We start from the raw sequence: 9,872 nt of genomic DNA on the forward strand, positions 1-9,872 counted from the left end.
AACAGGTCGTATATGAACCGTAGCGTTCAGGCACATCTGCCCAAGGAGACCCTGTGCGAAACCGCCAGAGAATGCCGTTCAAAACACGGCGGTCATCTACACGTGGAACGCCTCGGCTTTTTTGAGGCAAAAGCGGTTCAATGATCGACCATTCATAGTCTGTAAGCTCAAAACGGCGGCGGCTCATAATTCCCTCCAAATCTTTTGGAAGGTTGAATCATATTCAAGCTGATACAGGAAGGAATTTTATGAGTTTACGGCCTAATTCCTGTGTCTATTAACACGGATACGCCAGACAAAAATATTAAGAATAATATCCTGAATAGTGGGGTGCCCATATTATGTACGGACCAAGGTCAACATTATTTTGATGAAGTTGATCTCAACATTGGATCATCATATCTGATAGATCAGGCAAACCAGACTACAATGATGATCTATCACCTCAGTGATGATGTTTACCAAGGGGCAGGATACTGAGAAAAAGTAGTGCATCTCGGTCACGGGGCACCATCCGTATTAGTTGCCACACAGGTTTTGAGGCTTTGTAGTTAATCTTGATTTTGATTTTCCTTAATTTTGCTAATCGCGGTTTCCCATTCATTTTCCAACATGGACTGTTTCAGAATACGCTTAAACGATTTGTCAGAAATTAGATTGCCTTTTCGAGTAGTCAATTTCAAACGGTCCCGACCATAGTCACAGACTTGTTTCACTCTGCTTTCGTTCAACTCTTGAGCCACTTTAATTAACTGCTTGATTAATATTTGACCGTGTAAACGTGCCTCTTCCTGCTCTGCCATATTATGATCATTCTGGTTATCAGTATTGGGGATAGGCTTGTTTTTTCTTCCATCCAATGACCGTTTGAAGGTCTTGGCATTTTCAACCGCATGGTCCACCAATTCGCAGTTGTCATAATAATCGCCTGACGGATTTGTCTTGATTTCGACTCCCTTGGGAACTTTGTCGGCAATAATGACAGATGCATTCGCGTCGTTAATGATCGCAAGAGCCGCTTTGCTATCAATATCGCTCCACCCCGCAACAATGAGAGTGTCGGTTGTGGCCGTGTTCAACAGGTCTTGAAGTTGGCTTTTGTTTTTTGTCGTTTCAATCTGAATTTCATCAATCAAGTTTGCGCCAATTTCGGTGGCGACTCGGACGATGCGCTTCTTCTTTTTTTCGATATTCGGTGCAGAACAGTAGCCTACACAATCCGTTTTCATCCCCATTTCAGCCCCCTTTTATGACCGCACCCTGACCTACCTATGCGGACAGAAAAACCGCTCAAATGCTTGTTGCGATTGTCTTTTCTTCCCAGTAAGCCAGTTGGTAACGGCGAATACAGATTGGCCGTCATCATAATTGCAGATGCAAAAATGATCAAATTCAACTTTGAAAAGGAGGTGCAGAAATGTGCAGTCAGAAGATGTACACCAAAGAAATCACATTTGGTGTCGTCACACCGGACGATGGTGTTCGCTTTGAAACACATCGTTACTCATACCCATCTGGCCAAGAATATTGGGCACAGATGGAATTTCTTGGAAAGACTATGGGCGGACCAGTCCACTGTTTGGATGAAGAAATCACCAACCCGTTGACTAAAGAACGCCCGTTCGGAAACCTCAGCATCTACACGGTTGGGCTACAGGGTTTCACCAATAAAGTGCCGTTTTCTTTTAAAATTACGGCTCCTTTTTCACTCAGTTCTGATGAAGCCGGGCAGATCGACATCTTCGGCGCGTTGTTTGTCGCACGTCGTGATGCGAAGGGGTGTCTGCGTTCTGTAAAATCATCTGATTTCCGCGATGGCGCAACACTAAACCCATTGTTTCAACCTGCATCGAAACGCCAGTTGTTGGTAGCACATGCAGTCAAGAAGCAAATCATTAAACGGGATTATCAGTAATCCCACAAAAGGCGCGACCTGCCGAAGACTTTGGCGAGTGGTTCGGCAGGCCGTCTTTTCTAACAACTAACCTATGAGGATTAAATTGTTATGGTTGATCTTAACATTCCTAAACACCTTGACCAAGGTGTAAACCCTTTAACTGCTTTTAAAACGGCTCAAGTGCCAGTAGATCAGTTGAAAGTGGAACTGGATAAACATGTTGGTTCCATCAACACCGACACAGGCATCAAACTGCTGTCTATAAACTTCGGTTCAGAAAATGAACCTTCGTCAGAAAACTCAGATCAGTCAGAAATGACGGACGAAGAATTTGAATCCGTTCAAGACTGGATTGATCCAGATATTTCCTTGAAAGAAGGGCAAAACCTTCTTGGTGCTGCGAAACAAGCGGTTGTTGATTGGGCCGTTGCTCAAGCGGCGGCGGAAGAAACGCAGGAAGTCTCTGAAAAGAAATCTGAAACATTGATTAAAGGATACCCATTCTTCCTATGGGCAAAAGATAACCGAGATGTTTTTCAAGTCATGATGGATGCTGGCAAACTCAATGTTCGTAGTCACGCATCATTTGGTATGAAAGTTTTTCGTTACATCGAAAAATGTTCCGGTAAAGAAGTTCACCGGGGAACATTGTCCCGCTTTGGCTCTGTTTCTGAGTATGCTTCTGACCTTGGGAAAACGGCAGATAATTTTTCCGCCTTTTTGGATGAGGAAGATGGCTGGACTAATGTCTACAAAATTGCCAGTCAGAAGCAAAATGAACAGGGCAACAAGCGTCGTAAAGAACAAATGGCTCTGAATAACTCGTGGCTTTCTGAAATCCATACAACTGCGCCGGAAATTGCTAAAGCGGCAATAGGAAGAGAACGTAAAAAAGGAGTCCAAGAACATTTTGGCGGCTTAGAAGGAAGCCTCGTTTTGATGGTTGGTCGAATTGATCAGAAATCAATTCAAATCATTGGACGCTTGGATGTCGAGGAGCAGAAAGCCAAGCAAATTATTCTCACCAACGGCATTCATCAATATGGCACACCTGCTCAAGCTGGGGCGGAGGATGTGTAATGTGCCTTCATTGTCATGAAAAGGTTGCCCGTCTCAAAATGTTGGTACGTGGGAGATTGGCCGACAACCATTTAGCACCGGGTCGCTGGCCCGGTGCTAAACAGCGGCAGGTTTCCACGCTGGCAGCACTGTTACCTGACGAGATTGATCATATATTTGTCCCCATGTGCGGCATGTGCAGTTTGTACTTCCATTTACGCAAGCGAAAGAAGATCACCGGGGCGCAGACATTTTTATCCGATGATCACCTTCCATTAATTCGGTTTCTTCGTGGGTTACAAGAACACGGCCCTTATATTGCGGAACGGCGATTCTACTGGAAAAGTTATTTTGATAACTCAAAACAGGATATGTTTGATTGGGCACTTGAACAGATGGAAATGAATATCTCAGACCAAGATTATGCTGTTGCCTTCGCTATATTTGAACGTTTTGCTTGGTCCCGTGCATTACTGGCAACTGATAGGTCCAGCACGTTCTCTGAAAATAATGAGAAAGAACTCAGCGATGATCATATTCGTCGACTGGTTCTTTATGGCGAACTGTTAGAAGGTGCCCGTATCGAATGTGAGGATTTCACTCGGACATTTGAACGCGCACATGAGGTCGGACAAAAGGCATTTTTATTTGCCGATAGTCCCTATTTTGGCAAGGATGTGGAGGTTTATTTGAAAAGGTTTCCCTTTGACAAATACCGTGATCACTGCGCTGATCCAAATTTCAACATCATGGTTACTCTCGACACATCACCTGAAAGTATGGGGATTACAAAAGGTAAAGACTGCTTTGTTCACAACGTACCCTACGAGGGCACACATGATATTGCGACAGAGCAGATTGCCATTAATTACTGTACGCCAAAACTGGTTGAAAGAGCGAAGCGGCGTGGCTTGCGTAGCATTCCCAACGATACAGGTGATTTTTTGCAATACAAATCGCTTACGGCAGATGACCTTCTTTCGGATAATCAAAAGCGTGTTTGCGACTTAATTCGGAAGGCCAATCTTGCGCAAGGTCGCGCAAACAAATCATGTTCGTCGAAGAAGGTTCAGCACTGTGCCATCAGGTTGGCCGAAGAAGTCAACGAAGCAGTTGAAGGGTTGTGCCAGACTGAACGATGGATGTTCCCAATGCCTTCACCACATGATGAACACGTTCCTGCCTTCTCGGTGGAATACCCTCGATATGACGCTCATGCGGTGAATAGCCATGTAGCAACGATCAATGCCCAACATCTACAACATGTCAGGGAAACGCAGCAATCAGATCCGATGCTGGATAAAGCCAGAATGTTTATGAAAAAATGGAAAGGAGGCATGTGAATGTTTCCACGGAAACATTCACGCTTTCACACGGCGACGGGCTTTTTCTTTGCAATCGGCTATTTGTTTATCAAGTTGTCCGTTTTCAACCATCTTAATGACCTGTTCCAGAACTTCACGGACATCGCTTTCTGATGGGCCGCAGATGATAGAAGATTTTCCGGCCTCGATTTCGAGCGCATAACTACTGCCATAACGTAGTTCCAGCATGAACGTACCGTCTTCTTCTTGCCACCACCATTTGCGCGGTGTGGCGGCAATCAGTTTCTTGTTACGCGCGGTTTTACCATTGTCGTCTTCGTGATCTGTATAACGATAGCGACTGATTTTATAAGACGGATCATCCAGCAGTGAAATTTGTGACTGCAATGAATCAAGAAATACCGCTTTTGGACTGCGGCGGCGAGTTTCTGAAACAAGTGGTTTCTTCTTGTCCGATAAATTAAGTGCCATATTATCCTCCTTACTGTTGACGCACGGGAAGTTTATGGCCGTTACTGTTATTCGGCCAAGCCTATAGACTTAATAATATCAATAAAATCAGTTAAGTGTGGCCTTAATGCCGGACTATATACCAAACCTGAATAAAGCATGATCTCCAATACTTTGGGTAAGAACGGTAATGTCAGTTTCGATTGAGATTTCCATCCAATATGCCAATTCCTCGGTGTCAATTGGCTCCAAAAAAGTGTCCAAGATAATGACCTGACCACGAGTGCGCCCTTTGATCTTGCTTAACCTCAACACGTCATCCACAGATCGAACTATATAGTTTTCAAGATGTTGAAAATCTTGTTCATAGGGGGCAAGTTTTTGATCGACATATGTGTTTATATTCATGGTTTTTCTCCATTTTTGAGTGCTGAAATTATTTATCAATTGCTGCGGTGGCAGCGTTCAATTCCCAACGGATAAATATTTAGGAAAATCAATGTGGGAGAATAGCCATGCTTGAAAGCAAATCCGTATATTTGAAATTGCGCGAATTGAACACCATTAGAAATTCAGATGAATTCAGTGAATTCTTTGGTTATTCGAAAAGCACCATTCGTGCGCAATGGGGCACGTGCCGAACAGCCTGATATTGCCGCATGGGTGCGTTTCTTTTTTAGCGTCGAAAAAGTCGCCAATGATACGGAAGAAGCCGCAGAAAAGTCTAATTTGCACGAACGAAATGAATATCAAGCGGGATTAAAAGATTTACGCGAGTTGCAGAACCAAGTTTGGGCACATGTTGCCATCACAGCAACCCGTTAGTGAGGCGGAACATGAAAATTGATGAAATTTCTACTATGCTGCTACCGTCGATTTTTTATTTTGATATTGAATTCACCGAAATTGAACTTGATGGAACCAAGGTCGAAACAATTGATGTGAAGATTGATGCCGCAGAAGCAACTGTAAAAGGCGTTAGCCGAACCCGTTATGGCTTATCAATAAAAGTCGAGGTTGTACTTGTCTCAGATGACAAAGCCGCCGTCACACGTGCAGCCAGAGGCGCGACGGTTATGATTAATGATAGGCCGCGTTCAACCAATTTTGGATTGGTTTCTGACATCATTGAGATAAACGACCATCAAATCACCCATTACCCGCTGGAAGAACTGGAAAAAGTTGGATAACAGTCGTAAGGCTGGCGGGGTCAAGGCCGAGACGTGTCCATCTGCCAAACGCAGTTAACAGTCTGAAATTCATCCAAACGGATGCCTATCAATTCGAAACGCGGCAACGTTTGCATGATGCAGTTCATTGTCTTTATCGCATCATCACGTTGGTAATCACACTCGGATTTCTCAGCACCATTGTGCATGGCTTTGCCAATTCTTTTATAAGCATATTCCGATGCATTTCGAAGTTTACGTTCGAAATTTTGAATATCCGTCATGACCATAAAGCCATTCGGTTTGAAGACGGAAAATGACCAAACTTTACGCGCTGATCTTGAGAATACCTTGTTCACGGCAAGTTTTTGAGCATAACAATATTCGGCGCGTTGCTTGAGGGATTCACCTGATGCACCAACACCTCGGGCAGCACGTTCTTGCTGCAACCAATGATTTGGGTCCATCAATTCCTTTTCAGTTGTTGCATGGGCTGGAAAAACCGCCCATGCAACAAAAAACAGAATTTCTGTGATCAATAATATGAGTCCCTTGATCATCAAATTTTACCAAATATCGTATTCTTTCAAAATGCGTTCAATTTGGCTGCTCGAAAAGAAATTTCCGCACCCATACAGCACACCGCCAGCATTGGCTTTTGGGTCTTCCCCATGAATATATTTTTGCATTTTGGTGTAAGATTTCTCTTTATAACGCTTCTGTTTTTCCTGAATTTCATTTTTATCATGATCGGATACATTCTTGATAACGAGGTCTACATACCGTTGGAATGTGGCTTGGGCATCCTGATATGATTCAATTGTCGCGGGGTCATTTTCGGCTTCATATTTTTCATTTTCTGCTGCGGCAAAAGCACCAATACATTCTGCTGCACCATCAAGTCGAACCTTTGTGTCAGCATCATATATGATTTTTGTTCTCGCATTACCTTGAGGTGAATTTTGGCTTTTCACAGAATAGCCACGAACACGATCACCACAATCTGTCAGCCATTGTCCGTTATTGAAATAGTCATTGAAATAACTGGGGTTAGAATAGGCAAGATTAACGGACTGAGCCATGAAAGTTCCCAAGTCCGAGTTCACTCGTGAAGCCGACTGGACTTGTGAAAATGCAGTGGTTTTTGGTACACCCATGCTACGCAACCTGATGATATTCGGGATAAGTTTTGAGTAGTTTTGGCACAACATTTCGGCTTGGTCTGCTGCTGCATAATTTCCGAACGAACTCAAGCCCACGAATAAACAGGCGACCCAAACATATTTAAATTTTTTCATTAGTTCACCTTCCTTGAAAAGACAACTTTGCAACCCGGGTTCTGACGTTCCGCCGCTTTTGCTGCATAATTTACAGCAGCCGCACTGATCACGACTTCACGTGGGGCTTCACCACGACAATAGATGTTAAGCAAGTAATCTCCTGCATGTGCGGCATTTGAGCCGAATATTCCCGCCAGCACCAAACCAGCGGCCCAAATCATTTTCATATGAACTTCCCCTTTCTATATACGAACCAATATTACGATGAATTAAAACGTAATATTGCAACAATAAACAGAAACGTAAAATTAGGTCAATAGCATAGGCCGGAAAGTTGCGGCAAAGTAGCCGCATTATGACTGAAATTGCAGAACATATTGGCCGCAGGATAAAAGCACTCCGTGAGGCACAGGGGATAACCCAGCACCAATTGGCGAAACATATTGGGAAATCGGTTGAGACGATTTCCAATATCGAACGCGCCAAAGTGACACCGGGATTGAATACGCTTGTCATCTTCGCAGAAAAACTGAACTGCCAAGTCCGTGACTTTTTGGATAATTACGACGTTGACCTTCCCACAGCAGAACTCACTGCTGACCAGCAAAAGATCATCAATGCACTCAAGTTGTTGGATGAAAATGACACAGCCATTTTGGCCGGGTTAGTGGATGTATTGGAAAAACGTCAGAAAAAATAATTACTTTTCCGTGCAAATATGGAAAACACAATAGTTGTATGTTAGCCTCCATCAATCACATGGAGATTAATAATGACGCATGATTTTCGACGGATTGAAATCGTTAGAGATGTTGACGCAGATGACTATTATTTTGCCGATGCTATTCTTGACCGCCTGTCTGGACAGGAAATCAGCGATCTAAAAACAGAACTTCTACAGCGAAAAGAATCTGATAGACCAAAGTATCGCTGCCCCCATTGTTCAACACCATTATTTGTGCGTTACCGCCCTGTACTGAACTTGCCCCTATCTTTGGACCATCGGGTGTAAGAAAATCCCGTTGTTTTGCCTCAAGGGAGGCATGCCTCCCTTGAGGCATTTATCAGTTTAATCGGGGCTTTGTTGCCGATTGAACTATGCGGACGAACTTCATTATATTCATGACGCCACATTTCACATTTAGATCGTGCCTCATTTAAGCTTAAAAACCAAGAAGCATTTAAGCATTCCATCCTGAAGCTCCCATTAAAAGATTCAATGAATGCATTGTCTGTTGGCTTTCCAGGGCGGCTAAAGTCAAGCGTAACGCCATTCAAATAAGCCCACAGGTCCAAGTCCTTGCTGATGAACTCGGGCCTATTATCCACACGAATGACCTTGGGTTTTCCATATTTCTTCGTAACTCTTTCCAAGGTCGCAACCACATCAATGCCGCGATAATGAATGCGCACATCAATTGCAGGACAAAATCGGCTATAGGCATCAACAATTGTTAAGATGCGCAGACGACGACCATCAAATATCTGATCAGATACGAAGTCCATTGCCCAAACATCGTTGGCCTTCTCTGGTGAAGATCGGTCTTCACGTAATTTTGCAGACACTTTCCGTTTGGGAGATTTGTTCCGTAAAACAAGGCCTTCTTCCTTGTAAAGTCGGTAAACACGTTTCGGATTAACCTCCCAGCCTTCTCGTTTCAAAAGCACATGGATGCGGCGATAGCCATAGCGCACGCGTGTCTCCGCTATTTCCTTGATCCATTGACGAAGAGCAGCCTGTTCGTCGCGTCTGGCCTTGTAATGGTAGGTTGATCGACCCGCTTGAAGAACGCAACAGGCTCGGCGAATACTGACCTGCCAGACAATGCGAAGGTGATCAACAATTTGACGACGACGAGCAGGCTTTACAACTTTCGCTTGATAACATCCTGCAGCATGGCTTTATCCAAAGATAAATCTGCAACAAGCCCTTTTAAGCGTGTATTCTCTTCTTCCAACTGCTTCAGTCGCTTCATCTCTGAAGGCATCAAACCGCCATACTTCTTGCGCCAGCGATAGTATGTTTGTTGTGAAATGCCAGCTTTCCTGCAGACCTCATCGACTGAAGTCCCTTCTTCTGCCTGACGCAAAATAAAAGCAATTTGGCTTTCATTGAACTTTGATCGTTTCATCTTAAATTCTCCTCTTAAGATTAAAATCTAAACGAGAATTTTCTCACTTAAAACGGTCTAGTTTTTCGGAAGCAGATCACTTTTGAAAAGGACGATCTCATGGCAAAACGCCGTAATCATTCCGCCGATTTCAAACCCAAGGTTGTATTGAAAACTTTACGCGAAGAACTGACGCTTCCCGAATTGGCCAAGAAATACGATGTGCATCCCAACCAGATCAGCACATGGGAAAAGAAAGCTTTGGAAAATATGGCCGATATTTTTTCTGGCAAGCAGGAAAAGTAAAAAGACAACCACGAAGCCGAAATCAAGGAGCTTCACGCCAAGATCGGCGAATTGACGGTAGAAGTTGATTTTTTAGATCGGGCCTTCAAACGCTCTCTCGGGAGCGGAGGAAGGCGATGATTGTTCCGCTTGAAAAGCTCTCGCTGACCCGCCAGTGCCAGTTGCTCAAAATCCCGAGTTCGACCTATTACGCTGTCCGCAGTTCCCGCGACAAGTGCTGCAAGGGGGAGAATTCTTATAATCTCAGGCTCATGCTGATAATTGACGAGAAGTTT

The 9,872-nt window shown here is 43.9% G+C and carries 16 protein-coding genes; 8 read left to right on the top strand and 8 right to left on the bottom strand.

The genetic code is table 11. The features are described 5' to 3' along the window. Both Q397_RS0119495 and Q397_RS0119505 read right to left on the bottom strand, forming a co-directional pair. Positions 1-187, bottom strand: a 187-nt coding sequence (locus Q397_RS0119495; protein ID WP_028880823.1) for a transposase, incomplete at its 3' end; no start/stop codon positions are given. Between the two features lie 364 nt (positions 188-551). After that, positions 552-1,235, bottom strand: coding sequence for a protein-tyrosine phosphatase family protein (locus Q397_RS0119505; RefSeq protein ID WP_028880825.1), 684 nt, complete (start codon positions 1,233-1,235; stop codon positions 552-554). A gap of 182 nt (positions 1,236-1,417) precedes the next feature. Between Q397_RS0119505 and Q397_RS0119510 the strand changes: the two genes are divergently transcribed. The 3 genes from Q397_RS0119510 (at position 1,418) to Q397_RS0119520 (ending at position 4,299) form a co-directional block, all read left to right on the top strand. Continuing rightward, positions 1,418-1,915, top strand: coding sequence for a hypothetical protein (locus Q397_RS0119510; RefSeq protein WP_028880826.1), 498 nt, complete (start codon positions 1,418-1,420; stop codon positions 1,913-1,915). A gap of 90 nt (positions 1,916-2,005) precedes the next feature. Further along, positions 2,006-2,977 carry a hypothetical protein gene (locus Q397_RS0119515; RefSeq protein ID WP_028880827.1) on the top strand — a complete coding sequence of 324 codons (972 nt, stop codon included), beginning with the start codon at positions 2,006-2,008 and terminating at the stop codon, positions 2,975-2,977. 38 nt (positions 2,978-3,015) lie between these two features. Then, positions 3,016-4,299, top strand: coding sequence for a DNA adenine methylase (locus Q397_RS0119520; RefSeq protein ID WP_169738021.1), 1,284 nt, complete (start codon positions 3,016-3,018; stop codon positions 4,297-4,299). Between the two features lie 18 nt (positions 4,300-4,317). Here the strand turns inward: Q397_RS0119520 and Q397_RS0119525 are convergent, their stop codons facing one another. Together Q397_RS0119525 and Q397_RS0119530 are read right to left on the bottom strand one after the other, a co-directional pair. Further along, positions 4,318-4,752 (bottom strand): DUF6641 family protein, encoded by a 435-nt coding sequence (locus tag Q397_RS0119525; protein ID WP_028880829.1) that lies wholly within the window; start codon positions 4,750-4,752, stop codon positions 4,318-4,320. A gap of 114 nt (positions 4,753-4,866) precedes the next feature. Beyond that, a complete protein-coding gene (locus tag Q397_RS0119530; RefSeq protein ID WP_028880830.1) occupies positions 4,867-5,139 on the bottom strand; it encodes a hypothetical protein in 273 nt (90 codons plus the stop codon). A gap of 168 nt (positions 5,140-5,307) precedes the next feature. Here Q397_RS0119530 and Q397_RS0119535 point away from each other — a divergent pair, with 168 nt between their 5' ends. Both Q397_RS0119535 and Q397_RS0119540 read left to right on the top strand, forming a co-directional pair. Next, a complete protein-coding gene (locus Q397_RS0119535; protein ID WP_028880831.1) occupies positions 5,308-5,556 on the top strand; it encodes a hypothetical protein in 249 nt (82 codons plus the stop codon). Between the two features lie 11 nt (positions 5,557-5,567). After that, positions 5,568-5,921, top strand: coding sequence for a hypothetical protein (locus tag Q397_RS0119540; RefSeq protein WP_028880832.1), 354 nt, complete (start codon positions 5,568-5,570; stop codon positions 5,919-5,921). Positions 5,922-5,941: 20 nt separating this feature from the next. On the opposite strand, the gene Q397_RS0119545 is transcribed toward Q397_RS0119540, so the two are convergent. From Q397_RS0119545 to Q397_RS0119555, 3 genes are read right to left on the bottom strand one after another with little or no spacing between them, the layout of a single operon-like run. After that, positions 5,942-6,460 carry a hypothetical protein gene (locus tag Q397_RS0119545; protein WP_028880833.1) on the bottom strand — a complete coding sequence of 173 codons (519 nt, stop codon included), beginning with the start codon at positions 6,458-6,460 and terminating at the stop codon, positions 5,942-5,944. Between the two features lie 6 nt (positions 6,461-6,466). Further along, a complete protein-coding gene (locus Q397_RS0119550) occupies positions 6,467-7,198 on the bottom strand; it encodes a hypothetical protein (RefSeq protein ID WP_028880834.1) in 732 nt (243 codons plus the stop codon). Continuing rightward, on the bottom strand, positions 7,198-7,407 hold the full coding sequence (locus Q397_RS0119555) for a hypothetical protein (protein ID WP_028880835.1): 210 nt from the start codon (positions 7,405-7,407) through the stop codon (positions 7,198-7,200). The genes Q397_RS0119550 and Q397_RS0119555 overlap by 1 nt, the downstream gene beginning before the upstream one ends. A gap of 128 nt (positions 7,408-7,535) precedes the next feature. On the opposite strand from Q397_RS0119555, the gene Q397_RS0119560 reads away from it, so the two are divergent. Both Q397_RS0119560 and Q397_RS25120 read left to right on the top strand, forming a co-directional pair. Next, complete coding sequence (locus tag Q397_RS0119560) at positions 7,536-7,880, top strand: helix-turn-helix domain-containing protein (RefSeq protein ID WP_038014962.1); 345 nt, start codon at positions 7,536-7,538, stop codon at positions 7,878-7,880. A gap of 72 nt (positions 7,881-7,952) precedes the next feature. Next, positions 7,953-8,192 (top strand): hypothetical protein, encoded by a 240-nt coding sequence (locus tag Q397_RS25120; RefSeq protein WP_156950809.1) that lies wholly within the window; start codon positions 7,953-7,955, stop codon positions 8,190-8,192. Between the two features lie 20 nt (positions 8,193-8,212). Here the strand turns inward: Q397_RS25120 and Q397_RS0119565 are convergent. Further along, positions 8,213-9,312 (bottom strand): IS3 family transposase gene (locus Q397_RS0119565; protein ID WP_156950810.1). Its coding sequence is split into 2 segments (ribosomal slippage): positions 8,213-9,051 and positions 9,051-9,312, totalling 1,101 coding nucleotides; the frame shifts between segments, so codons are not numbered across the junction. Positions 9,313-9,411: 99 nt separating this feature from the next. Between Q397_RS0119565 and Q397_RS25125 the strand changes: the two genes are divergently transcribed. Then, a complete protein-coding gene (locus Q397_RS25125; protein ID WP_156950811.1) occupies positions 9,412-9,597 on the top strand; it encodes a transposase in 186 nt (61 codons plus the stop codon). Positions 9,598-9,872 lie beyond the last annotated feature (275 nt).

It is taken from the genome of Terasakiella pusilla DSM 6293 (assembly GCF_000688235.1).
GTDB classification, from domain to species: Bacteria; Pseudomonadota; Alphaproteobacteria; order Rhodospirillales; family Terasakiellaceae; genus Terasakiella; species Terasakiella pusilla.

What these genes read in the sequence shown, in the direction of transcription:
- Q397_RS0119505 (WP_028880825.1), bottom strand. Translation starts at nt 1,235, where the DNA reads ATGGGGATGAAAACGGATTGTGTAGGCTACTGTTCTGCACCGAATATC.
- Q397_RS0119510 (WP_028880826.1), top strand. Translation starts at nt 1,418, where the DNA reads ATGTGCAGTCAGAAGATGTACACCAAAGAAATCACATTTGGTGTCGTC.
- Q397_RS0119515 (WP_028880827.1), top strand. Translation starts at nt 2,006, where the DNA reads ATGGTTGATCTTAACATTCCTAAACACCTTGACCAAGGTGTAAACCCT.
- Q397_RS0119520 (WP_169738021.1), top strand. Translation starts at nt 3,016, where the DNA reads ATGTTGGTACGTGGGAGATTGGCCGACAACCATTTAGCACCGGGTCGC.
- Q397_RS0119525 (WP_028880829.1), bottom strand. Translation starts at nt 4,752, where the DNA reads ATGGCACTTAATTTATCGGACAAGAAGAAACCACTTGTTTCAGAAACT.
- Q397_RS0119530 (WP_028880830.1), bottom strand. Translation starts at nt 5,139, where the DNA reads ATGAATATAAACACATATGTCGATCAAAAACTTGCCCCCTATGAACAA.
- Q397_RS0119535 (WP_028880831.1), top strand. Translation starts at nt 5,308, where the DNA reads ATGAATTCAGTGAATTCTTTGGTTATTCGAAAAGCACCATTCGTGCGC.
- Q397_RS0119540 (WP_028880832.1), top strand. Translation starts at nt 5,568, where the DNA reads ATGAAAATTGATGAAATTTCTACTATGCTGCTACCGTCGATTTTTTAT.
- Q397_RS0119545 (WP_028880833.1), bottom strand. Translation starts at nt 6,460, where the DNA reads ATGATCAAGGGACTCATATTATTGATCACAGAAATTCTGTTTTTTGTT.
- Q397_RS0119550 (WP_028880834.1), bottom strand. Translation starts at nt 7,198, where the DNA reads ATGAAAAAATTTAAATATGTTTGGGTCGCCTGTTTATTCGTGGGCTTG.
- Q397_RS0119555 (WP_028880835.1), bottom strand. Translation starts at nt 7,407, where the DNA reads ATGAAAATGATTTGGGCCGCTGGTTTGGTGCTGGCGGGAATATTCGGC.
- Q397_RS0119560 (WP_038014962.1), top strand. Translation starts at nt 7,536, where the DNA reads ATGACTGAAATTGCAGAACATATTGGCCGCAGGATAAAAGCACTCCGT.
- Q397_RS25120 (WP_156950809.1), top strand. Translation starts at nt 7,953, where the DNA reads ATGACGCATGATTTTCGACGGATTGAAATCGTTAGAGATGTTGACGCA.
- Q397_RS25125 (WP_156950811.1), top strand. Translation starts at nt 9,412, where the DNA reads ATGGCAAAACGCCGTAATCATTCCGCCGATTTCAAACCCAAGGTTGTA.